Here is a 23,133-nt window from a genome sequence, read left to right on the forward strand (position 1 = left end):
AGCATTTATCTCGATAGATGCGGTCTATAGAATGTCGATATGTCAGCGTCGGGTATGGATCCGGCGCCCCTGTCGAGAGAGGTTGCATCATGAAAAAGACCATATCGATGTATTGGCCGCTGGCGATTGTTCTGCCCCTGGCGGCGGCTGCCTACCTGCATACGCTGGGCAACAGTCAGCCGCGCGAGCCGCTCGCGGTTCACGAGGCGTCGGCCGAGTTGGCCCGTACGGTGTCGTTCGGGCTCGTCGACGATGCCGCGCCGCTCCGCCCGGCGATGACGAACGACGCGTCGAATCCTGCGGCCAAGGCGCTTTGAAGCGCAGGCCGTCGGCAGCGGGATTGGACGCGTCTTTGTATAATGTCGTGTTGTCCACCTGCGCGGCTCGTTGCCGCATTCCGGTTGCGTGATGAAATCCGTCGGGATCTGTTTCGTTTGTCTCGGCAACATTTGCCGATCGCCCACCGCCGAAGGGGTCATGCGCCATCAGGTTGCGGCGGCGGGGCTGACGGATCGGATCGAGATCGATTCCGCAGGGACGGGCGACTGGCACATCGGCGAGCCGCCCGACGGACGTGCGCAGCAGGCGGCCAAGGCGCGCGGCTACGATCTGTCGGCGCTGCGCGCGCGGCAGATCGGTCCGGCCGATTTCGAGCGTTTCGACCTCGTGCTGGCGATGGATGCCGCCAACCTGGCGGAGCTGCGCAAGCGATGTCCGCCGCAGTATCGCGAGAAGGTCCGGTTGCTGGTTGATTTCGCGAGCGATGCCACGGCTCGCGAAATCGCGGACCCGTACTTCGGCGGCGCACAGGGCTTCGAGCGGGTACTCGACCAGTGCGAAGACGCCTGCCGAGGTCTGCTCGGCAGCTTGCGCGAGCCCGGCGCCGGCTGATTTCCTGAATCGCTCCGCGAATACCCTTTTCAAGACAGGGATACTTGACTAAAAACGTCAATTATTTATACTTGACCAAAATCGTCAAGATTGCTGCCCCCAAACATCATGAGACTCACCACGAAAGGTCGTTTCGCCGTCACGGCGATGATTGATTTGGCACTGCGCCACGAGCAAGGCCCGGTGACGCTGGCAGGCATCAGCCAGCGTCAGCGGATCTCGCTGTCCTACCTCGAACAACTGTTCGGCAAGCTGCGCCGGCACGAGATCGTGGAATCGGTCCGCGGGCCCGGTGGCGGGTATAACCTCGCGCGCCGCGCGCAGGACGTGACGGTGGCCGACATCATCATCGCAGTCGACGAACCGCTCGATGCGACGCAGTGCGGCGGCAAAGGCAAGTGCGAAGGCACGAAGCTGCCCGACGGCCACTGCATGACCCACGAGCTGTGGTCGACCCTGAACCAGAAGATGGTCGAGTACCTCGATTCGGTGTCCCTGCAGGACCTCGTTGATCAGCAGCGTTCCCGCGAAGGCGCCCCTGCGGTGCTGCGCGACCGGCGTGCGCCGGAACCCGCCGCACCGAGCGTCGAGCCGGTCCGCACGATGCCGCTCGGACCGAATTCGGTCTTCAACATCGCGAGCTCATGATTTTCGCCGCGTGCCCGCGGCCAGTACAAAAAATAGTCCCTGCATTGAACGAATACCCGGAGCGACAGATGAACAACGAGATTCCCCACCTGCCCATCTATATGGACTACAGCGCAACGACCCCGGTCGACCCGCGCGTCGTCGACAAGATGGTGCCGTATCTGCGCGAGCAGTTCGGCAATCCGGCGTCGCGCAGCCATGCGTACGGCTGGGATGCGGAGCGGGCCGTCGAAGAGGCGCGCGAGCAGGTGGCGGCGCTGGTGAATGCCGACCCGCGCGAAATCATCTGGACGTCGGGCGCAACCGAGTCGGACAACCTCGCGATCAAGGGCGCCGCGCACTTCTACCAGGGCAAGGGCAAGCACATCATCACGGTGAAGACCGAGCACAAGGCCGTGCTCGATACCTGCCGGGAGCTGGAACGCGAAGGCTTCGACGTCACCTACCTCGACGTGAAGGACGACGGACTCATCGATCTCGACGTGTTCAAGGCCGCGCTGCGTCCGGACACGATCCTCGTGTCGGTGATGCACGTGAACAACGAGATCGGCGTGATTCAGGATATCGCGGCGATCGGCGAGATCTGCCGCGAGAAGGGCATCATTTTCCACGTCGACGCGGCGCAGTCGACGGGCAAGGTCGAGATCGATCTGGCCAAGCTGAAGGTCGATCTGATGTCGTTCTCGGCGCACAAGACCTACGGTCCGAAGGGCATCGGTGCGCTGTACGTGCGCCGCAAGCCGCGCGTGCGGATCGAAGCGCAGATGCACGGCGGCGGCCATGAGCGCGGCATGCGCTCGGGTACGCTCGCGACGCACCAGATCGCCGGCATGGGCGAGGCGTTCCGGATCGCACGCGAGGAAATGGCGACCGAGAACGAACGCATTCGCGCACTGCGCGACAAGCTGCTGCGCGGACTGTCGGAAATCGACGAAACCTATGTGAACGGCGACATGGAACAGCGTGTTCCGCACAATCTGAACATCAGCTTCAACTTCGTCGAAGGCGAATCGCTGATCATGGCGATCAAGGACGTTGCGGTGTCGTCCGGATCGGCATGCACGTCCGCGTCGCTCGAACCGTCGTACGTGTTGCGCGCGCTCGGTCGCAACGACGAACTCGCGCACAGCTCGATCCGCTTCACGGTCGGCCGCTTCACGACGGAGCAGGATGTCGACTACGTGATCAATCTGCTCAAGAGCAAGCTTGCGAAGCTGCGCGATCTGTCGCCGCTCTGGGAAATGCACCAGGAAGGCGTCGACCTGTCGACGATCGAGTGGGCCGCGCACTGAATCATTTCGCGGGCGCCCGGCTGGGCGCCACGCTGACGAACGAAGCAAGGAGTCTCAGTCATGTCATACAGCAACAAGGTTCTGGATCACTACGAAAACCCGCGTAACGTCGGTTCCTTCTCGAAGGACGACGACGCGGTCGGCACCGGCATGGTCGGTGCGCCCGCCTGCGGCGACGTGATGAAGCTGCAGATTCGCGTCGGCGCGGACGGCGTGATCGAAGACGCGAAATTCAAGACCTACGGCTGCGGTTCGGCGATCGCGTCGAGCTCGCTCGTCACCGAGTGGGTGAAGGGCAAGACGCTGGATGAGGCGCTGACGATCAAGAACACGCAGATCGCCGAGGAACTGGCGCTGCCGCCCGTGAAGATCCATTGCTCGATCCTCGCGGAAGACGCGATCAAGGCGGCGGTGGCCGACTACAAGAAGCGCCACGACGGCGAGCAGAACGGCAAGGCCGCGGCCTGAGCCGGTTGGGCGAACGACGCAGCAGGTTTTCAGAGGCAAGACGCGGGTGCGCGCCGCGATGGCGGCATGCACCGCGACCAAGGACATCATGGCAATTACACTGACCGAAAAAGCAGCGCAGCACGTGCAGAAATACCTGACGCGGCGCGGCAAGGGGCTGGGCCTGCGGCTCGGCGTGCGCACGACCGGCTGTTCGGGCCTTGCGTACAAGCTGGAATATGTCGATGCCTTTGCCGATGAAGATCAGGTGTTCGAAAGCCACGGCGTGAAGGTGGTCGTCGATCCGAAAAGCCTCGCTTATATCGACGGCACGGAGCTGGATTTTGCGCGCGAAGGCCTGAACGAAGGCTTCAAGTTCAATAACCCGAACGTGAAGGACGAGTGCGGCTGCGGCGAATCGTTCCGCGTGTGACGGCGATCCGCGCAAGGCGGGCGAGAGGCGGCGCGGGCCGCCTTTTTAATGTGCGGCGCGCGATATCCGGTGCGTCGCGGGCATATCACCACAGGTTGGGCGCTACGCGATGGTCTCGCTGAAAGACAGCCATTTCGATCTCTTTCATCTGCCGGCACAGTTCGCGCTCGACGCGGCCGCGCTGGACAGCGCGTATCGCACCGTGCAGACGCAGGTGCACCCGGACCGGTTCGCCGCCGCGGGCGACGCGCAAAAGCGCGTGGCCATGCAATGGGCGACGCGCGCGAACGAGGCTTACCAGACGCTGCGCGATCCGCTCAGCCGCGCGACGTATCTGCTGACGTTGCGCGGGGTCGACATCGGCGCGGAGAACAACACCGCGATGGAGCCCGCCTTCCTGATGCAGCAGATGGAATGGCGGGAAGGCATCGAGGACGCGGCGGCCGCGCGCAACACCGCTGCGCTCGATGCGCTGCTCGCGGAGCTGCGCGACGAGCAGCGCCGGCGTCTCGACAAGCTCGGCGCGCTGCTCGACAGCGGTGCCGATCAGGGCGCGGCGGAAGCGGTGCGGCAGCTGATGTTCATCGAGCGCGTCGCAGCGGAAATCGGCGCTCAGATCGAGCGCCTCGAACATTAACCGCGTGCGCTGAGCGCACGCGACGCAAGCGGGGCGAATCGCCCTTCAACGAAGAAACAGATGGCTTTACTGCAAATCTCCGAACCCGGCATGGCGCCCGCGCCGCATCAACGGCGGCTCGCCGTCGGCATCGACCTCGGCACGACGAATTCGCTTGTCGCCGCGGTGCGCAGCAGCATCCCCGAAGTTCTGCCCGACGAAGCCGGTCGCGCGCTGCTGCCGTCGGTAGTCCGCTACCTCGAGAAAGGCGGCCGGCGCATCGGCTACGCCGCGAAGGACGAAGCGGCGAGCGACCCGCGCAACACGATCGTATCGGTCAAGCGCTTCATGGGGCGCGGCCGCAGCGAGGTCGAGGGGGCGGCGAACGCGCCCTACGATTTCGTCGATGCGCCCGGGATGGTGCAGATCCGCACGATCGACGGGGTGAAGAGCCCGGTTGAGGTGTCCGCGGAGATTCTCGCGACGCTGCGCCAGCGCGCGGAAGACACGCTGGGCGACGATCTGGTCGGCGCGGTGATCACCGTGCCCGCGTATTTCGACGATGCGCAGCGGCAGGCAACCAAGGACGCGGCGCGTCTCGCGGGCCTCAACGTGCTGCGCCTGCTGAACGAGCCGACCGCCGCCGCGATCGCCTACGGCCTCGACAACGGTTCGGAAGGCCTTTATGCCGTCTACGACCTGGGCGGCGGCACGTTCGATCTGTCGATCCTGAAGCTCACGAAGGGCGTGTTCGAAGTGCTCGCGGCGGGCGGCGATTCCGCGCTAGGCGGAGACGACTTCGATCACGCGCTGTTCGCACACGTGCTCGCGCAGGCCGGCATCGATGCGAAGGCGCTCGCGCCCGAAGACGTCCGCCTGCTGCTCGATCGTGTACGCACCGCGAAGGAAGCGCTGTCCGACGCGCCCGATGCGGTGCTCGACGTCGTGTTGTCGAACGGCGCGCATCTGACGCAGACGATCAGCGCTCGGACGTTCGCGTCGCTGGTCGAACCGCTCGTGCAGCGTACCCTGGGCCCGACCCGGAAGGCACTGCGCGACGCGCAGGTGGCGCCGGCCGACATCAAGGGCGTGGTGCTGGTCGGCGGCGCGACCCGGATGCCGGTGATTCGCGCGGCGGTCGAACAGTACTTCGGCCAGCCGCCGCTCGTCAATCTCGATCCCGACCAGGTCGTCGCGCTCGGCGCAGCGATCCAGGCGGACCTGCTCGCGGGCAACCGCGGCAGCGGCGACGACTGGCTGCTGCTCGACGTGATCCCGCTGTCGCTCGGTGTCGAGACGATGGGCGGGCTGGTCGAGAAGATCATCCCGCGCAATTCGACGATTCCCGTCGCGCGCGCGCAGGAATTCACGACCTTCAAAGACGGCCAGACCGCGATGGCGATCCACGTCGTGCAGGGCGAGCGCGAACTCGTGGCGGACTGCCGTTCGCTTGCTCGCTTCGAGCTGCGCGGCATCCCGCCGATGACGGCGGGTGCGGCACGGATCCGCGTGACCTACCAGGTCGACGCGGACGGCCTGCTGTCCGTGTTCGCGCGCGAGCAGCACTCCGGTGTCGAGGCGTCGGTGGTGGTGAAGCCGTCGTACGGGCTCGCGGACGACGACATCGCGAAGATGCTCGAGGACAGCTTCAAGACTGCGGAAATCGACATGCGCGCTCGCGCGCTGCGCGAGGCGCAGGTCGATGCGCAGCGTTTGATCGAGGCGACTGACGCGGCGCTTGCCGCCGACGGCGAATTGCTCGATGCGGACGAACGCGCGTCGATCGATGCGTTGCTTGCCGCGCTGCGCGCGCAAGCTTCGAGCGATGCGACGGATGCGATCGAAACCGCCACGAAGGCGCTGGCCGAGGGCACCGACGAATTCGCCGCGCGCCGGATGGACAAGGGCATCAAGCGCGCGCTCGCGGGCCGCAAGCTCGACGAGATCTGAGCCCGAGATGCGTTTCGCGCGGCCGTCGGCCGCGCGGAGCAACGATAGACGGCGCGGCTGCCGCGCACCTGCTGAACAACGGAACGAACATGCCTCAAATCGTAGTGTTGCCTCACGTCGAACTGTGCCCGGACGGCGCGGTGATCGATGCGACGCCTGGCAAGAGCATCTGCGACAACCTGCTCGACAACGGCATTGAAATCGAGCATGCATGCGAGAAATCGTGCGCATGCACGACGTGTCACGTGATCGTGCGAGAAGGATTCAACGAACTCGATCCGTCGGAAGAGGACGAGGACGATCTGCTGGATCGCGCGTGGGGCCTCGAGCCGACCTCGCGCCTGTCGTGCCAGGCGATCGTCAAGGAAGATTCGGAACTGGTGGTGGAGATTCCGAAGTACTCGATCAACCACGCGAAAGAGAATCACTGACCGCGGGCCGGATCGGCAACGGAAAGCAACAGGAGCGCGACGATGAAATGGACCGATTCACGCGAGATTGCGATTGCGCTGGCGGACAAGTACCCGGATATCGATCCGAAGACGATCCGCTTCACCGAACTGCGTCAGTGGGTGCTCGATCTCGACGGCTTCAGCGACGACCCGAATCATTCGGGTGAAAAGATCCTCGAGGCGATCCAGTTGCACTGGATCGACGAGTCGGATTTCGACGACGAGGATTGACGAACGGCGAGGATTGACGAACGGCGAGGGCGGTGCCGGCGCCGGCGCGATGCGCCGGCCTCCATGCAAAACGGCTCGTGAGCGATCACGAGCCGTTTTTTTGCGGGCGCCGGATGACGGGTGCGCTATGCGTGGTATCGCCCCCGTCCCCCAGAATGTCAGGCAGCGACGAGCGAGCCGTTCTCGATCCGCACACGCTGTCCCTGGCCGAACGGCGGCGCGCTGCGATACGTGAACGTGCGGGTCGAACCGTTTTCCATCTGCACGCGCACTTGATAATCCGTTTCGCTACGGACCTGCTTTTCGACCGAGTTGCCGGCAAGGCCGCCGCCCAGCGCGCCGAGGACCGTCATCGCGGCACGGCCGTTGCCGTGGCCGAACTGGTTGCCGAGGAAGCCGCCTGCGGCCGCGCCGCCGATCGCACCGAGGCCGGTGCTCTGGCCGGCCGTACGGATCGGATCGATCGCGACGACGGTGCCGCAGCTCTGGCAGTACGCCTGCTGCGGCTGGTACGGCTGCTGCGTGTACTGCGGCGGTTGCGGCGGCGCGGCCGGCCGGCGGTGGACCACCTTGGGCGCGGGCTTCGGCGCCGGCTGCGCGGCGGCTTGCTGCTGCTGAAGCTGTTGCTGCTGTTGTTGCGCCGCCTGTTGCTGAGCCTGTGCCGCGAGCGCGGCGCTGGCGGCCGCGGCCGTATCGACAGCGGGCTGCGAAGCCAGCGTCTGGGGGGGCTGAGCGTCGGTACCGTTCGCTTTCGGGAACAGTCCGGTGACGGCGGCCGTCGCGGCAAGGCTCGCGACGATCACGGCACCCGCCGCGGTGGCGATGAGCGGATGAAGGCGCTGGCGTTTCGGTGTGGTGTTTTGGTCGTCCATTTTTGACTCTCCTGGCGCACGCGACGCGTGCGTTATTTTGTGCGGCTAGTGTCGATCAAACCCCCGTGCCCGAGGGTTTCAAGTTGTAACCAATTGGTTGCGCGGTAGCCCCGTTCGCGACGCGGCCGGGCATGCGCAAGCCGATCCGGCAAGGCGGACAAACGGGGTGGGATAGGGAAGCGGCGCGTCGCGCCAGGCGGGATTTACGGTCGGTTACAAAGCTTTCGGGCTGCGCGCCGCGTTGCACGGCGCGCAGCGTGCCCGGATGCGTCAGTCTTCGCGGCGCAGGTGCGGGAACAGCAGCACGTCGCGGATCGTCGGGCTGTCGGTCAACAGCATCACGAGGCGGTCGATGCCGATCCCGCAGCCGCCGGTCGGAGGCATCCCGTACTCGAGCGCGCGGATGTAGTCGGCGTCGAAGAACATCGCTTCCTCGTCGCCGGCATCCTTCTGCTCGACCTGCTTCTTGAAGCGGGCGGCCTGATCTTCCGGATCGTTCAACTCCGAGAAGCCGTTGGCGATTTCGCGGCCCGTCATGAAGAGCTCGAAGCGCTCGGTGATGCCCGGCGTGGTGTCCGATGCGCGCGCGAGCGGCGACACCTCGACCGGATAGTCGATGATGTAGGTGGGCTCCCACAGCTGGGCTTCGGCGGTTTCCTCGAACAGCGCGAGCTGCAGCGCGCCCACGCCGGCGTTCAGGAATGCCGGTTGCGCCACGTCGACGCCGAGCCGCTTCAATTCGGTGCGCAGGTAGGCCGGATCGGCGAGTTGCGTGTCGGTGTAGTCGGGCGCGTACTTCTGGATCGCCTGCGCGATCGTCAGGCGATGGAACGGTTTCGCGAGATCCAGTTCACGGCCCTGGTACTGGATCGTCGCGGTGCCGAGCGAGTCGATCGCGGCCTGGCGGATCAGCTGCTCGGTGAAGTCCATCAGCCAGCGGTAGTCGGTGTACGCCGCATAGAACTCCATCATCGTGAACTCCGGATTGTGGCGCGGCGACACGCCCTCGTTGCGGAAATTCCGATTGATCTCGAACACCCGCTCGAAGCCGCCGACGACCAGACGCTTCAGGTACAGCTCGGGTGCGATGCGCAGGAACATTTGCATGTCGAGCGCATTGTGGTGCGTGACGAACGGTTTCGCGCTCGCGCCGCCCGGGATCGGGTGCAGCATCGGGGTCTCGACTTCCATGAAGTCGGCGTCGCCCATGAACGTGCGGATCGACGCGATCGCCTTCGTGCGCGCACGGAACGTGTTGCGGGTCTCGGGCGTGACGATCAGGTCGACGTAGCGCTGGCGGTAGCGGGTTTCCTGATCGGCGAGGCCGTGGAACTTGTCCGGCAGCGGGCGTAGCGCCTTCGCCAGCAGGCGCAGTTCGGTGCACTTGACCGACAGCTCGCCCTTGTTGGTGCGGAACAGCACGCCGCGGGCCGCCACGATGTCGCCCAGATCCCATTTCTTGAACGCTTCGTAGGTGTCCGCGCCGACGTCGGCGGGCGTGACGAAGAACTGGATCTGGCCCGACCCGTCCTGGACCGTCGCGAAGCTCGCCTTGCCCATCACGCGCTTGAGCATCATCCGCCCGGCAAGCGACACCGCCAGCGCTTTCGCCTCGAGCGCTTCCTTGTCTGCGTCGGCATGCGCCGACTGCAGGTCGGCCGCATGGTGGGTGGGCTGGAAGTCGTTCGGGTAGGCGATGCCTTGCTCGCGCAGCGCGCGCAGCTTGTCGCGGCGTTCGGCGATGATCTGGTTTTCGTCCGCCGACGGAGCGGCCTGCGGTTGGGTGGGTTCGGTCATGGTGGTCGGAGTTCGGTGGTAATGCGTCGGGCGTAGCGGCGGCGCGGCGATGCCGCGCCGGGGGCGGTTACACGCCCTGTTTCAGGCTCGCGCTGATGAAATCGTCGAGATCGCCGTCGAGCACGGCCTTCGTATTGCTCATTTCGACGTTCGTGCGCAGATCCTTCACGCGGCTCTGGTCGAGCACGTACGAGCGGATCTGGTGACCCCAGCCCACGTCGGTCTTGCTCGACTCGAGCTTGTCCTGCTCGGCCTGGCGCTTGCGCATTTCGGCTTCGAACAGGCGCGATTTCAGCATCGCCATCGCTTCCGCGCGGTTGCGGTGCTGCGAGCGGTCGTTCTGGCACTGCACGACGATACCCGTCGGCATGTGGGTGATCCGCACCGCCGAATCGGTCTTGTTGATGTGCTGGCCGCCCGCGCCCGAAGCGCGGTAGGTGTCGATGCGCAGGTCGGCCGGGTTCACCTCGACCTCGATCGAATCGTCGATTTCCGGATAGACGAACACCGACGAGAACGACGTGTGGCGGCCGCCCGACGAGTCGAACGGCGATTTGCGCACGAGGCGGTGAATGCCGGTCTCGGTGCGCAGGAAGCCGTAGGCGTATTCGCCCGTGACCTTGATCGTCGCGTTCTTGATGCCGGCGACGTCGCCGTCGGACTCTTCGAGCACCTCGGCCTTGAAGCCCTTGCGCTCGCAGTAGCGCAGGTACTGGCGCAGCAGCATCGACGCCCAGTCGCACGCTTCCGTGCCGCCGGCGCCCGCCTGGATATCGATGAAGCAGTTGTTCGGATCGGCGGGATTCGAGAACATCCGGCGGAATTCGATGTCGCCGACGCGCTGTTCCAGCGCGGCCGCTTCGCCTTCGCTCGCGACGAGGGTGTCTTCGTCGTTTTCTTCGCGGGCGAGCTCGAAGAGATCCTGCGCGTCGCGCAGATCGTTATCCAGCACGGTCAGCGTCGCGACGACGCCGTCCAGCAGCTTCTTTTCGCGACCGAGCGCCTGGGCGTTCTTCGAGTCGCTCCAGACGTTCGGATCTTCGAGTTCCTTGTTGACTTCGACTAGACGTGCAGCCTTGACGTCGTAGTCAAAGATACCCCCGAAGCTCGCCCGCGCGCTGGCGCAGGTCGAGCAGGGAGCTTTCGATCGCGTTGAGACGTTCCGCTTCCATGATCTTGTTCGCTTTTCCGGCTTCGTAAAAAGAGGAAATTATAGCCGATCGGGAGCGGCGGCCGGGCGGGAAAGCCGTCCGGCCGCGGGCGCTCAGGCGGCGTGCTCGACGATCAGCTGCACGCGCGCGACGCCGTTCCAGACGTCGCGGGTCAGCCGGTAGGCAACCGTCGCGTGCGCGGGCAGCGGCTCGGTGTGGTTGAACCAGATCGCGTTGAAGCGCTGGCGGCCGCGCAGCAGCTGCAGCTTCAGGTGCTTGTCCTTGACGAGCGCCTGCGACGCGACCTCGAATTCACCGGAGAAAAGCGGGGCCGGAAAGCCCTGGCCCCAGACCGCCGCGTCGAGCAGTTCGACGAATTGCGGCGTGAAGTAGGCATCCTCCAGGTCGCCGTCGGTCTCGATCACGCGGGCGAGCGCGTCGGCGGACAGCCATTCGCGCGCGACCGCCTCGAACGCGGCGGCGAAGCGCGGGACGTTGGCGGTGTCGAGCGTCATGCCCGCCGCCATCGCGTGGCCGCCGAACGTGACGATCAGGTCCGGCTCGCGCTTCGAGATCAGGTCGATCGCGTCGCGCAGATGGAAACCGGGAATCGAGCGGCCGGAGCCTTTCACGCGCGTGCCGCTGTCGTCCGCGTGCGCGAACGTGAAGGCCGGGCGGTGGAATTTTTCCTTCAGGCGGCCGGCGACGATGCCGATCACGCCCTGGTGCCAGTCGGGATTGAACAGCGTGATCGTCGCCGCTTCGGCGGGATCGACCGACGCGAGATCGGCGAGCGCCTGCTGCTGCATGCCGGCCTCGATTTCGCGGCGTTCGCGGTTCATCGTGTCGAGCTCCTGCGCGAGCGCCCATGCGCGGCCGACGTCGTCGGTGGTCAGGCACTCGATGCCGAGGGACATGTCCGACAGGCGGCCCGCCGCGTTCAGGCGCGGACCGAGGCCGAAGCCCAGATCGAAGCCCGAGGCGGCGCGCGCGTCGCGGGCCGCGGCGCGGAACAGCGCGGCGATGCCGGGCTGCATGCGGCCGTTGCGGATCCGCTGCAGGCCTTGCGCGACGAGCACGCGGTTGTTGCCGTCGAGCCGCACGACGTCGGCGACCGTGCCGAGCGCGACCAGATCGAGCAGGCCGTCGAGCCGGGGCTCGGGCCGCGCCGCGTCGAAGGCGCCGCGCTGCCGCAGTTCGGCGCGCAGCGCGAGCAGCACGTAGAACATCACGCCGACCCCGGCGATGTGCTTGCTCGGAAATCCGCAGCCGGGCTGGTTCGGGTTGACGATCGCGCGGGCGGCGGGCAGCGCGTCGCCCGGCAGGTGGTGGTCGGTCACCAGCACGTCGATGCCGCGCGCGTTTGCGGCGGCGACGCCGTCGACGCTGGCGATGCCGTTGTCGACGGTGATCAGCAGGTCGGGCTTGCGTTCGGCGGCCAGCGCGACGATCTCGGGCGTGAGCCCGTAGCCGTATTCGAAGCGGTTCGGCACCAGATAGTCGATCTGCGCGCCGAACATCCGCAGGCCGCGCACGGCGACCGCGCAGGCGGTCGCGCCGTCGCAGTCGTAGTCGGCGACGACCAGCATCCGGCGGCCCGCCGCGAGGGTGTCGGCGAGCAGGGCGGCGGCGTCGCCGCAGCCCTTCAGCTGCGCGGGCGGGATCAGCCGCGCGAGCGCGGTTTCGACGTCGTCGGGCGACGTGATGCCGCGCGCCGCGTACAGGCGGGCCAGCACCGGGTGAAGGCCGTGGCGGGCGAGCGCGGCGGCGTCGGTGGGGGAGGCGGAGCGGTGGACGATGCGGGTCATGCGTGACGGAGTGTTATTCGAACAGGGAGGCGAGCGTACGGCGGCGCCAGAATTTGCGCAGGTCGCCACGGTTGACGGCCAGCGTGACGGAGCCGGTATCGCCGCACAGCGTGAACGCGAGTTCGCCGAGCCGGCCGCCGGCGAGCGCCTGCAACGCGGGGGCGAACCAGTCGCGCTCGAGCGCGGTCAGCGCCGCGCTCCAGTTGCCCCAGTCCTGTTCGAGGAACGGGAGGGTCAGCGGGTCGAGCTCGATCAGGGTGGTACCCGCCGCGGCGAGCCGCGCGTCGAACCCGGCGGGCGGTGCGCCGGCGGCGGTTCGCGCGGCGCGCGCGAGTCCGAGCGCGGCGGGCGCGGTCGACAGCACCCGAGCGAACGGACTTGTGACCGGCCGGAATGCGCCTTGCGCATGAAACCAGATCGAATTGACCGCGGGGTAGCCGCGTGCCTCGCGCGCGGTGTTGACCGGGTGCTCGAACCAGGCCATCTGGATTTCGTTCTGCAGCTTCATCCACAGCCGCGAGCGTTCGCCCGTCCGGGCCTCGTGCGGCAGCCAGATCTCGATATTGCGGCCGCTCGCGCGCAGCGGCGCGGCGCCCGCGAGCGTGCTCAACTGCGGACTCGACAGGTACCAGCGCGCGGGGTGCGGCGCCTGCAGCGCGACCCCCAGTTCCTCGATCAGCGGCCGCGCGACGGCCAGCAGCGTGGCGGCCTCGTCGTCGGACAGGTCGAGCGACGCGGGGTCGATCAGCACCAGATGGTCGCGGGCGATCTGCACGTGAACCGGCTGTACGCAGGCCCACACGGCGTCGCCGGGCGCGCCGCCGTCCGCGGCCAGCATGTACGGCGCGAGCGGCGCGTCGTCGAGCGCGTCGCCGGCGATCGCGCCGAACTGCCGGGCGAGCCAGCGCTCGTGCGGCAGCGTGCGCTGGAAATCCTCGCCGGCGGTGCGTTCGACGAGGCTTGCGCGGGCGAGCAGTCTGTCGAGCGCGGGGCAGTCGGGCGGAAGGCGGGACAGCGCGGCGTCGGCGGCCGACGGCAGCGCGAAGGGCAGCAGAAAATGGAGGCGTTGGACAGGCATGATGGTGCGCATTGTAGGGCAAAGCGGGGGGCTCGCCGCGAACGCGCGGTTGGTAGAATCGGACGTCGTTCCGCCGCGGGCCGGCCGGTCGCGGTTGCGCCTCGGCGATCCGGCACGCTTTCAGGGTCGGTTAAGTATTGTGTGGCACACTTCGCGCGTGATCGGGAGCGGTCCGGTCCGCCCGGACCGCATCCGGCGGTCGGACCGCCCGCTGGCGGCGGCCGCATCCGGTGCAACCAGCAAGAAAGGATTCGCTTGAAACTTCCGTACGAATGGCAGATCGGCTGGCGCTATACGCGCGCCGGCAAACGCACGACCGGCAACGGTTTCATTTCCTTCATCGCGCTCGTGTCGATGCTCGGGATCGCGCTCGGCGTCGCGGCCCTCATCGTCGTGCTGTCGGTGATGAACGGCTTCCAGAAGGAGGTGCGCGACCGGATGCTGTCGGTGCTCGCGCACGTCGAGGTGTTTTCGCCGACGGGCTCGATGCCCGACTGGCAACTGACCGCGAAGGAAGCGCGGCTCAATCCGGCGGTGATCGGCACCGCGCCGTACGTCGAGGCGCAGGCGCTGCTGACGCGCCAGGACGCGGTGAGCGGCGTGATGCTGCGGGGGATCGAGCCGTCGCTCGAACCGCAGGTGTCGGATGTCGGCAAGGACATGAAGGCGGGTTCGCTCGGCGCACTGGTGCCGGGCCAGTTCGGCATCGTGCTGGGTGATGCGCTCGCGGGCAATCTCGGCGTGACGGTCGGCGACAAGATCACGCTGGTCGCGCCGGAGGGCACGATTACGCCGGCGGGCATGATGCCGCGCCTCAAGCAGTTTACGGTGGTGGGGATCTTCGAGTCCGGCCACTACGAGTTCGACAGCACCCTCGCGATGATCGACATCCAGGATGCGCAGGTGCTGTTCCGGCTGCCCGCGCCGACCGGCGTGCGGCTGCGGCTGAAGGACATGCAGCAGGCGCCGCAGGTGGCGCGCGAGCTGTCGCGCTCGCTGTCGGGCGACCTGTATATCCGCGACTGGACCCAGCAGAACAAGACGTGGTTCTCGGCGGTGCAGATCGAGAAGCGGATGATGTTCATCATCCTCACGCTGATCATCGCGGTGGCGGCCTTCAATCTGGTGTCGTCGCTCGTGATGACCGTGACCAACAAGCAGGCCGACATCGCGATCCTGCGCACGCTCGGCGCGCAGCCCGGTTCGATCATGAAGATCTTCGTCGTGCAGGGCGTGACGATCGGCTTCGTCGGCACCGCCACGGGCGTCGCGCTCGGCTGCCTGATCGCATGGAGCATCCCGTGGCTGATCCCGATGATCGAGCATGCGTTCGGTGTGCAGTTCCTGCCGCCGTCCGTGTACTTCATCAGCGAACTGCCGTCCGAGCTGGTGGCGGCCGACGTGGTCAAGATCGGTCTGATCGCGTTCGCGCTGTCGGCGCTGGCCACCCTCTATCCGAGCTGGCGCGGTGCGAAGGTTCGCCCGGCGGAGGCGCTGCGTTATGAATGATCAGGTTCTGGAATACACGATGGATCAAAACAAACCGCGCCGCGCGGGCGGGCACGACTACGTGCTCGAAGCGCGCGGCATCACGAAGGCGTTCGTGCAGGGCGGCCTCGACGTATCGGTGCTGAACAATGCGGAAGTGTCGGTCCGGCGCGGCGAGAAGCTCGCGATCGTCGGCGCGTCCGGCTCGGGCAAGAGCACGCTGCTGCATGTGCTGGGCGGCCTCGACGAGCCGAGCGCGGGGCAGGTGTCGCTGCTCGGCAAGCCATTCACGCAGCTCGCCGAACGCGAGCGCAACGACCTGCGCAATCGCGCGCTCGGATTCGTCTATCAGTTTCATCACCTGCTGGCCGAATTCACCGCGCTCGACAACGTCGCGATGCCGCTGCGGATCCGACGCCTGACCACCGAGGAATCGCGGCATCACGCGCAGGAGATGCTGGAGCGCGTCGGTCTCGGCGGGCGGGCGAAACATCGTCCGGGCGAGCTGTCGGGCGGCGAGCGCCAGCGCGTCGCGGTGGCGCGCGCGCTTGTCACGAAGCCGGCCTGCGTGCTGGCCGACGAGCCGACCGGCAACCTCGACGGCTCAACCGCCGACACGGTGTTCAACCTGATGCTCGAGCTGTCGGAGACGCTCGACACGAGCTTCGTGATCGTCACGCACGATCCGGATCTCGCCGCGCGCTGCGACCGCATCCTGCGCCTGCGCGACGGCGTGCTGCACGAGGAGCCGGTCGTGCCGGTCTGACGCGATGTGGATCGACACGCACTGCCATCTCGATGCCACGGAGTTCGACGCCGATCGCGACGTCGTGGCGGCGGAGGCCCGGGCGGCAGGCGTGTCGCGCATCGTGATCCCGAGCGTCGGGCGCGGCAATTTCGCCGTGGTGCGCGAACTGGCGCATCGCACCGGCGGCTGTGCCTACGCATTGGGCATCCATCCGATGTGCACCCCGCGCGCGAACGAGGCGGATCTCGATCTGCTGCGCATGGAGATCGAGGCGAGTCTCGACGACCCCCGTTTCGTCGCGATCGGCGAGATCGGCCTCGACTATTTCGTGCCGGGCCTTGACGAGGCCCGGCAGCAATTCTTCTATCAGGCCCAGCTGAAGCTTGCGCGCGATTTCGATCTGCCCGTGCTTTGCCATGTGCGCAAATCGCAGGATCGCGTGCTGGCGGGGCTGCGGCGCTTCAACGTGCGGCGCGGCATCGCGCATGCGTTCAACGGCAGCTTTCAGCAGGCGCAAGCCTATCTCGCGCAGGGCCTGCATCTCGGCTTCGGCGGCAACGTGACGTTCGGCCGCGCGCTGCAGATCCGGCGGCTGGCGGCGCAATTGCCGCTCGATGCGCTCGTCGTCGAGACGGACGCGCCCGACATCGCGCCCGAGTGGCGCTACAAAGGCCGCAATACGCCGGACCAGGTGCCCGGCATCGGCGCGGCACTTGCCGAACTGCGCGGCATCGGCGCCGACGCGCTCGCTCTATCCACTTCGGCCAACGCGCTCGCCGCGCTGCCTCGGCTCGCCCTTTCGTCCGCATAATCGATCGCGTGATTCGGGCACCCGCCGCCGCGGAGCCCGTGAACGGGAGGCGCGATGCGGGCGATATCGGGCGCGTTCGCGCTCGGGGTTTTCACGTTGCAGCAACAGTCGGCATTGCCGGGGGCGGCGGCGTGGGTGGCCGGCGCCGCGCTGTTCGCCGTGCTGGCGGCGGGTGCGATGCGGGTGCGCGCGGGGCAGACATCGAGTGCGATCCGGTGCACGGCCGCGCACACGGCGCTGCTCGTCGCGGCGGGGCTGGCCGGATTCGGCTATGCGGCGGGGCGAGCGCAAGCCCGCCTGAACGTCGAATTGCCGACGCGCTGGGAAGGGCGCGACATCGTCGTGACCGGCACCGTGCGCGGCATACCGTCGCGTCAGCCGGACGGCGTGCGGTTCCTGTTCGACGTCACGGCGAATAGTACGGAGCTGGCGCGATTTCCGGGCACGCTGCGGCTCGCGTGGGTTGCGCGCGGCGCCGCACATGCGCCGCCCGCACTCGCGCCCGGCGACCGCTGGCGTTTGACCGTGCGGCTCAAGCGGCCGCACGGCAATGCGAATGCCGGCGTGCGCGACGCGGAAGCGGGCTGGCTGGCGCGCGATATCCGGGCGCTGGGCTACGTGACGGCGCCGCAGGAGGCTCGGCGTCTGCCGGCTGTCGCGGGCGGTCCGGGGGGCGCGATCGACCGGCGCCGCGCCGCGCTAGGCGGCCGGATCGGCGAGGTGCTGGATGGCGCACCGCATCGCGGTATCGTCGCCGCGCTGGCGATCGGCGCGCAGCACGATATCAGCGTGTCGGATTGGCAGGTGCTGCGGCACACCGGCACCAGCCATCTGGTGGCGATCTCCGGACTCCACGTGGGTATCGTCGGCAGCTTGTGCGGGTGGCTCGTCGCGAGCGTCTGGCGACGTTCCGGCTGGCTGGGACGCAACTGGCCGCTCGTGGTGTCCGCGCAGAAGGTTGCAGCGCTCGGCGGGCTGCTCGGCGCCGCCGGCTATGCGGCGCTGGCCGGCTTTAACGTACCGGCGCAGCGCGCCTGGTGGATGCTGGCTGTCGCCAGCGTCGCGTATCTGGGCGGACGCGGCATCGCGCCGTCGTCGGTACTCGCCTGGGCGCTGCTTTGCGTGCTGCTGGTCGATCCGTGGGCGGCCGTGGCGCCCGGATTCTGGCTGTCGTTCGGCGCGGTCGCGGCAATCCTGTTCGTCGTGTCGGGGCGTTTCGGCGGCGGCTGGCGCGACACCGATTCGCTTCGCGACGAAGCCGATGCCCCGCTTTCCCGTTGGGCCGGCTTCCGGCGTGTTGCGGGGCGCGCCGCGCGCGGAGTCTCCCGACGAGTACGCGAAGCGGCGCGCGTTCAATATGCGGTGACGATCGCGCTCGCGCCGCTGACGGTCGTCTGGTTCTCGCAGATTCCGCTGCTGGGGCCGGTGGCGAACGCATTTGCCATTCCATGGGTCAGCGTGCTCGTGGTGCCGCCGGTGCTCGCCGGCATCGTGCTGCCCGCGCCGCTCGATGCGCTCGCGTACCGTTTCGCGCACGCACTGGTGAGCGGCATGATGCAGCTGTGCGCGTGGCTGGCCGAGTCGCCTCGTGCGCTCTTGTGGCTGCCCGAGCCGGGCGGGTTCGCGCTTGCCGCCGCGGTCGCCGGCGCCCTGTGGGCATTGTTGCCGCGCGGCTGGCCGTTGCGCTGGGCGGCGCCGCTCGCGTGGCTGCCGTTGCTCGTGCCCGCGTCGACGGCGCCGCTGCCCGGCGCGTTCCGGCTGACCGCGCTCGATGTCGGACAAGGCGGCGCGGTGCTGGTCGAGACGGCTCGGCACACGCTGTTGTTCGACGCCGGCCCGGGGCCCGAGTCGACGCATGCGGGCGAACGGATCGTCGTGCCGTTCCTGCGGGCGCGCGGCATTCCGGTGCTGGACGCGCTGGTCGTGAGTCACGCGGATGCCGATCACGCCGGCGGAGCGCCTGCGGTGCTGGCGGGGCTGCCGGTCCGGCAACTGGTCGGCGGACTGCCGCCGTCGCATCGTTTGTGGCGGACGGCGCGCGCGGCCGGCGCGGAGCCCACGCCTTGCGCGGCCGGCCAGCGCTGGCGCTGGGACGGTATCGACTTCGCGATGCTGTGGCCGGAAGGCGGGCCGAGGCCGGGCGCGTCGAATCCGCAGTCGTGCGTGCTGCGCGTCTCGGCGGGCGGACATGCGGCGCTCCTGACCGGCGACATCGACGCGCGCGGCGAGCGGACCCTCGTCGCGCGGAATCGAGAGACGCTCGCGGCGCAAGTGCTGGTGGTGCCCCATCACGGCAGCCGGACGTCGTCGACCGAACTTTTCCTCGATTCCGTGGAACCGCGTTTTGCGGTATTTCAGGTAGGCTATAGAAATCGCTTCCGGCATCCCCATCCGACTGTCTGGGCGCGCTACCTCGGGCGCGGCATCGCGTTGCCGCGCACCGACCGCGATGGTGCCGTACGCATCGACGTGAACGGCGTCGCAACGACGGATCGCGCGACGGCACGGCCGGCCTTCGTGCTGGAACGCTATCGCGACGCGCACCGGCGCTACTGGATGGACGGTGGCGCAGCCGGCGGCCCGACGACAGGAGACAGCGGCGCTTGAAGGACATCATCCATTTTTCGCATGCGAACGGCTTCCCGGCATCCACTTACCGGACGATCTTCGCCGAACTCGCCGACGAATACGAGTTGCGCTTCATCGAACGGATCGGCCACGACCGGCGCTTCCCGGTGACGCGAGACTGGCCCTACCTGGTCGACCAGCTGCTCGAGGATATCGGTCGCGTGTACGAGCGACCGGTCTGGCTCGTCGGGCATTCGCTGGGCGGCTATCTGTCGCTGATGGCGGCACTCAAGCGGCCGCAGTGGGTGAGGGGCGTCGTGATGCTCGATTCGCCGGTGATCTCGGGCTGGCGCAGCAGCGCGCTGCGGGCAAGCCAGTGGACCGGGCTCGACGAGCACCTGTCGCCAGCCGCGGCCACCCGCAACCGACGCACCCATTGGGCGAGCCGCGAGGACGTCTGGCGTCATTTCCGCGACAAGGCCGCGTTTGCCCGCTGGGACGAGCGGATGCTGTCCGACTACATCGACCACGGGATTCCGCAGACCAGTCCGGGCGGCGAGCGCTCGCTCGCGTTTGACCGGCAGATCGAATACATGATTTACCGGACGCTGCCGCACACGCTCGGCGCGCGGCTCGCGCACGGTGCGCCGGTGCCGGTCGGCTTCCTGGCCGGCACCCGCTCGCGCGAGGTCCGTCAGATCGGTATCGACGCCACCCGCCGCGCCGCGCGGGGGCATGTCGAGTGGCTCGAGGGCAGTCACCTGTTTCCGATGGAGCGGCCGCTGGAAACGGCGCGCGCGCTGCAGCGCATGCTGAATGCGCTGCGGGTCGCGGAAGGACACGGGGCGAAGATCAAGCGCGCCTGACGGGGCAGGCGCGCGTTCATATGACTGCAACGGACATGCGCATGCGCTAAGCAGGTCGCGGGCAGGGGGCGAGGCGCACCGTTGGGGCGTGCCGAACAGCCGGCGAAGCACGCCGTCGCGTGGTCGGTTTCAGGCGGGTCTCCTCGGCGCGGGTCCGGGCTCCGGGTGCCTCGGTCCGCAGGAAGACCTTCCGTGGGCGGGCAGGTCGCGCGTCGCGCGGTGCCCTTTGCCAGCGCGGCGGCATTGGCGGCGTCGCGCGCACCGAGAGCGGCTTTTCCGGGGGCGGCCCATCCCCGTTCAATATGTGAGCGGACCCCGCCCGCGAGGCTGGCGAAAGGGCGCGATCGAGCATCGATTGCTGAGAGAAACGCGGCCTTTACGGTATAATCCGTTTTTCCCGCGAGCACTCAGCGATGACCAAATATGTTTTCGTCACCGGCGGCGTAGTTTCTTCCCTCGGCAAGGGTATTGCCGCCGCCTCCCTCGCCGCGATCCTCGAATCGCGCGGTCTGAAAGTCACCCTCCTCAAGCTCGATCCGTACATCAACGTCGATCCCGGCACGATGAGCCCGTTCCAGCACGGCGAAGTATTCGTGACGGAAGACGGCGCGGAGACGGATCTGGATCTCGGCCACTACGAGCGCTTCATCAGTACGAAGATGCGCAAGGCCAACAATTTCACGACGGGCCAGATCTACGAATCGGTGATCCGCAAGGAGCGCCGAGGCGATTACCTCGGCAAGACCGTGCAGGTCATTCCGCACATCACGAATGAAATCCAGGCGTTCATCGAGCGTGGGGCGGCGTCCGCCACCTGCGGCGAGCCGGATGTCGCGATCGTCGAGATCGGCGGCACGGTGGGCGATATCGAATCGCTGCCGTTCCTCGAGGCGGCGCGTCAGATGAGCCTGCGCCTCGGCCGCAACAGCGCCTGCTTCGTACACCTGACGCTGGTGCCGTTCATCGCGACGGCGGGCGAGCTGAAGACCAAGCCCACGCAGCACAGCGTGCAGAAGCTGCGCGAGATCGGCATTTTGCCGCACGTGCTGCTGTGCCGCGCCGACCGCCGGATCCCGGACGACGAATCGAAGAAGATTTCGCTGTTCTCGAACGTGCCCGAGGATGCCGTGATCTCGGTGTGGGACGTCGACAGCATCTACAAGATTCCGCAGATGCTGCACGACCAGGGCCTCGACAAGATCATCTGCGAAGAACTCAAGCTGTCGCCGCGGCCGGCGCAGCTCGACATGTGGGCGTCGCTCGTCGACAAGCTCGAGAACCCGCAGCACGAAGTGACGATCGGCATGGTCGGCAAGTATGTCGATCTCACCGAGTCGTACAAGTCGCTCATCGAGGCGCTGCGCCATGCGTCGATCCACACGTCGACCAAGGTCAACATCGAATACATCGATTCCGAGGAACTCGAGACGAACGGCGCCGCGAGCCTTGCGCATCTCGACGCGGTGCTGGTGCCGGGCGGTTTCGGCCGGCGCGGCACCGAAGGCAAGATCGCCGCGATCCGCCATGCGCGGGAGTCGAAGGTGCCGTATCTCGGCATCTGCCTCGGCATGCAGCTCGCCGTGATCGAATTCGCGCGCGACGTGGTCGGCATGAAGGCCGCGAACAGCACCGAATTCGACCCCAACACGCCGGAACGCGTGGTCGCGCTGATCACCGAGTGGTACGACCGGGAAGGCAAGGTCGAGAAGCGTACCGAGGATTCGGATCTGGGCGGCACGATGCGACTCGGTTCGCAGCGCTGTCCGATCAAGCCGGGGACGATGGCCGAAGAGATTTACGGCAAGGATGTGAACGAGCGCCACCGCCACCGTTATGAAGTCAATAACCGTTTCGTGCCCCAGCTCGAAGCGGGCGGCCTTATCATCAGCGCCCGTACCCCGAGCGAAGACCTGCCGGAAATGATGGAATTGCCGCGTACGATGCACCCGTGGTTCGTCGGCGTGCAGTTCCACCCGGAATTCACGTCGACGCCGCGCGACGGTCATCCGCTCTTCAAATCGTTCGTCGAAGCCGCGCTGGCCAGCCAGCAGGCGCGCGCCGGAGTGAAAGCATGAAACTGGGCGATTTCGAGGTCGGCCTCGACCGGCCGTTCTTCCTGATCGCCGGCACCTGCGTGGTCGAATCGGAGCAGATGACGATCGACACGGCGGGCCGGCTGAAGGAAATCTGCGCGAAGCTGAACGTGCCGTTCATCTACAAATCGTCGTACGACAAGGCCAATCGCAGTTCCGGCACGTCGTTCCGCGGGCTGGGGATGGACGAGGGCCTGCGGATCCTGTCCGAGGTGAAGCGTCAGCTCGGGCTGCCGGTCCTGACCGACGTGCATGCGATCGAGGAAATCGATGCGGTCGCGTCGGTGGTCGACGTGCTGCAGACGCCCGCGTTTCTGTGCCGCCAGACCGATTTCATCCATGCGTGCGCACGCTCGGGCAAGCCGGTCAATATCAAGAAAGGCCAGTTCCTCGCACCGCACGACATGAAGAACGTGATCGACAAGGCACGCGCCGCCGCGCGCGAAGCCGGCCTGTCCGAAGACCGCTTCTTCGCGTGCGAACGCGGCGTGTCGTTCGGCTACAACAACCTCGTCTCCGACATGCGTTCGCTCGCGATCATGCGCGAGACGGGGGCGCCCGTCGTGTTCGACGCGACCCATTCGGTGCAACTGCCGGGCGGGCAGGGCACCAGCTCGGGCGGCCAGCGCGAATTCGTGCCGGTGCTCGCGCGCGCGGCCGTGGCGACGGGTGTCGCGGGGCTCTTCATGGAAACCCATCCGAACCCGGCCGAGGCGAAGTCGGACGGCCCGAACGCGGTGCCGCTCAACCGCATGGGCGCGCTGCTCGACGTGCTCGTCACGCTCGATCAGGCGGTCAAGCGCACGCCGTTCCTGGAAAACGATTTCAATTGATGAACTCGGCGGCCGGTTCGCGGGTCAGTCGCAGAGGCGACCTTCGAGCGCATGCCGGCC

The 23,133-nt window shown here is 67.3% G+C and carries 22 protein-coding genes; 17 read left to right on the top strand and 5 right to left on the bottom strand.

Going from position 1 to position 23,133, the window contains the following annotated elements; translation table 11 throughout:
• The first annotated feature begins 89 nt into the window (after nucleotides 1-89).
• The 10 genes from RZR99_RS15455 (at nucleotide 90) to iscX (ending at nucleotide 6,960) form a co-directional block, all read left to right on the top strand.
• Entirely contained in the window at nucleotides 90-317 is a 228-nt protein-coding gene (locus tag RZR99_RS15455) for a hypothetical protein (RefSeq protein WP_323120654.1), read from the top strand.
• Nucleotides 318-408: 91 nt separating this feature from the next.
• Nucleotides 409-891, top strand: coding sequence for a low molecular weight protein-tyrosine-phosphatase (locus tag RZR99_RS15460; RefSeq protein WP_323120655.1), 483 nt, complete (start codon nucleotides 409-411; stop codon nucleotides 889-891).
• Nucleotides 892-999: 108 nt separating this feature from the next.
• Complete coding sequence (gene iscR / locus RZR99_RS15465) at nucleotides 1,000-1,539, top strand: Fe-S cluster assembly transcriptional regulator IscR (protein ID WP_323120656.1); 540 nt, start codon at nucleotides 1,000-1,002, stop codon at nucleotides 1,537-1,539.
• Between the two features lie 68 nt (nucleotides 1,540-1,607).
• Nucleotides 1,608-2,831, top strand: coding sequence for an IscS subfamily cysteine desulfurase (locus tag RZR99_RS15470; RefSeq protein ID WP_323120657.1), 1,224 nt, complete (start codon nucleotides 1,608-1,610; stop codon nucleotides 2,829-2,831).
• Nucleotides 2,832-2,891: 60 nt separating this feature from the next.
• Nucleotides 2,892-3,299 carry a Fe-S cluster assembly scaffold IscU gene (gene iscU, locus RZR99_RS15475; RefSeq protein WP_323120658.1) on the top strand — a complete coding sequence of 136 codons (408 nt, stop codon included), beginning with the start codon at nucleotides 2,892-2,894 and terminating at the stop codon, nucleotides 3,297-3,299.
• A gap of 88 nt (nucleotides 3,300-3,387) precedes the next feature.
• Nucleotides 3,388-3,711, top strand: a complete 324-nt coding sequence (gene iscA / locus RZR99_RS15480) for an iron-sulfur cluster assembly protein IscA (protein WP_323120775.1) — start codon at nucleotides 3,388-3,390, stop codon at nucleotides 3,709-3,711.
• A 109-nt stretch (nucleotides 3,712-3,820) separates the two neighbouring features.
• The gene (gene hscB / locus RZR99_RS15485; RefSeq protein ID WP_323120659.1) at nucleotides 3,821-4,348 is read left to right on the top strand and encodes a Fe-S protein assembly co-chaperone HscB; all 528 of its coding nucleotides are present in this window, start codon (nucleotides 3,821-3,823) and stop codon (nucleotides 4,346-4,348) included.
• 60 nt (nucleotides 4,349-4,408) lie between these two features.
• A complete protein-coding gene (gene hscA / locus RZR99_RS15490) occupies nucleotides 4,409-6,277 on the top strand; it encodes a Fe-S protein assembly chaperone HscA (RefSeq protein WP_323120660.1) in 1,869 nt (622 codons plus the stop codon).
• 89 nt (nucleotides 6,278-6,366) lie between these two features.
• Nucleotides 6,367-6,708, top strand: a complete 342-nt coding sequence (gene fdx / locus RZR99_RS15495; RefSeq protein ID WP_323120661.1) for an ISC system 2Fe-2S type ferredoxin — start codon at nucleotides 6,367-6,369, stop codon at nucleotides 6,706-6,708.
• A gap of 42 nt (nucleotides 6,709-6,750) precedes the next feature.
• A complete protein-coding gene (iscX, locus tag RZR99_RS15500; protein ID WP_323120662.1) occupies nucleotides 6,751-6,960 on the top strand; it encodes a Fe-S cluster assembly protein IscX in 210 nt (69 codons plus the stop codon).
• Between the two features lie 158 nt (nucleotides 6,961-7,118).
• On the opposite strand, the gene RZR99_RS15505 is transcribed toward iscX, so the two are convergent.
• The 5 genes from RZR99_RS15505 to RZR99_RS15525 all read right to left on the bottom strand — a co-directional run bounded on the left by RZR99_RS15505 (nucleotide 7,119) and on the right by RZR99_RS15525 (nucleotide 13,666).
• Nucleotides 7,119-7,832, bottom strand: a complete 714-nt coding sequence (locus tag RZR99_RS15505) for a glycine zipper 2TM domain-containing protein (protein ID WP_323120663.1) — start codon at nucleotides 7,830-7,832, stop codon at nucleotides 7,119-7,121.
• Between the two features lie 270 nt (nucleotides 7,833-8,102).
• Nucleotides 8,103-9,629, bottom strand: a complete 1,527-nt coding sequence (gene lysS, locus RZR99_RS15510) for a lysine--tRNA ligase (protein ID WP_323120664.1) — start codon at nucleotides 9,627-9,629, stop codon at nucleotides 8,103-8,105.
• 67 nt (nucleotides 9,630-9,696) lie between these two features.
• Nucleotides 9,697-10,801, bottom strand: a protein-coding gene (gene prfB / locus RZR99_RS15515) for a peptide chain release factor 2 (protein WP_323120665.1) whose coding sequence is annotated in 2 segments (ribosomal slippage) — nucleotides 9,697-10,719 and nucleotides 10,721-10,801 — 1,104 coding nt in all. Because the reading frame shifts where the segments join, the coding sequence is not laid out codon by codon here.
• A gap of 92 nt (nucleotides 10,802-10,893) precedes the next feature.
• Nucleotides 10,894-12,588, bottom strand: coding sequence for a single-stranded-DNA-specific exonuclease RecJ (gene recJ, locus RZR99_RS15520; RefSeq protein ID WP_323120666.1), 1,695 nt, complete (start codon nucleotides 12,586-12,588; stop codon nucleotides 10,894-10,896).
• A gap of 13 nt (nucleotides 12,589-12,601) precedes the next feature.
• Nucleotides 12,602-13,666, bottom strand: a complete 1,065-nt coding sequence (locus tag RZR99_RS15525; protein ID WP_323120667.1) for a regulator — start codon at nucleotides 13,664-13,666, stop codon at nucleotides 12,602-12,604.
• A 255-nt stretch (nucleotides 13,667-13,921) separates the two neighbouring features.
• Between RZR99_RS15525 and RZR99_RS15530 the strand changes: the two genes are divergently transcribed.
• The 7 genes from RZR99_RS15530 (at nucleotide 13,922) to kdsA (ending at nucleotide 23,073) form a co-directional block, all read left to right on the top strand.
• The gene (locus RZR99_RS15530; RefSeq protein ID WP_323120668.1) at nucleotides 13,922-15,175 is read left to right on the top strand and encodes a lipoprotein-releasing ABC transporter permease subunit; all 1,254 of its coding nucleotides are present in this window, start codon (nucleotides 13,922-13,924) and stop codon (nucleotides 15,173-15,175) included.
• A gap of 19 nt (nucleotides 15,176-15,194) precedes the next feature.
• Complete coding sequence (gene lolD / locus RZR99_RS15535) at nucleotides 15,195-15,920, top strand: lipoprotein-releasing ABC transporter ATP-binding protein LolD (protein ID WP_323120669.1); 726 nt, start codon at nucleotides 15,195-15,197, stop codon at nucleotides 15,918-15,920.
• Nucleotides 15,921-15,924: 4 nt separating this feature from the next.
• Nucleotides 15,925-16,713 carry a TatD family hydrolase gene (locus RZR99_RS15540; RefSeq protein ID WP_323120670.1) on the top strand — a complete coding sequence of 263 codons (789 nt, stop codon included), beginning with the start codon at nucleotides 15,925-15,927 and terminating at the stop codon, nucleotides 16,711-16,713.
• A 54-nt stretch (nucleotides 16,714-16,767) separates the two neighbouring features.
• Nucleotides 16,768-19,320, top strand: a complete 2,553-nt coding sequence (locus tag RZR99_RS15545) for a DNA internalization-related competence protein ComEC/Rec2 (RefSeq protein WP_323120671.1) — start codon at nucleotides 16,768-16,770, stop codon at nucleotides 19,318-19,320.
• Nucleotides 19,317-20,147, top strand: a complete 831-nt coding sequence (locus RZR99_RS15550; RefSeq protein ID WP_323120672.1) for an alpha/beta fold hydrolase — start codon at nucleotides 19,317-19,319, stop codon at nucleotides 20,145-20,147. Before RZR99_RS15545 ends, RZR99_RS15550 begins: the two co-directional genes overlap by 4 nt.
• 413 nt (nucleotides 20,148-20,560) lie before the next feature.
• On the top strand, nucleotides 20,561-22,222 hold the full coding sequence (locus tag RZR99_RS15555) for a CTP synthase (RefSeq protein ID WP_323120673.1): 1,662 nt from the start codon (nucleotides 20,561-20,563) through the stop codon (nucleotides 22,220-22,222).
• Nucleotides 22,219-23,073, top strand: coding sequence for a 3-deoxy-8-phosphooctulonate synthase (gene kdsA, locus RZR99_RS15560; RefSeq protein ID WP_323120674.1), 855 nt, complete (start codon nucleotides 22,219-22,221; stop codon nucleotides 23,071-23,073). Before RZR99_RS15555 ends, kdsA begins: the two co-directional genes overlap by 4 nt.
• Nucleotides 23,074-23,133: the final 60 nt, after the last annotated feature.

It is taken from the genome of Burkholderia alba, assembly GCF_034721475.1.
Lineage (GTDB): Bacteria > Pseudomonadota > Gammaproteobacteria > Burkholderiales > Burkholderiaceae > Burkholderia > Burkholderia alba.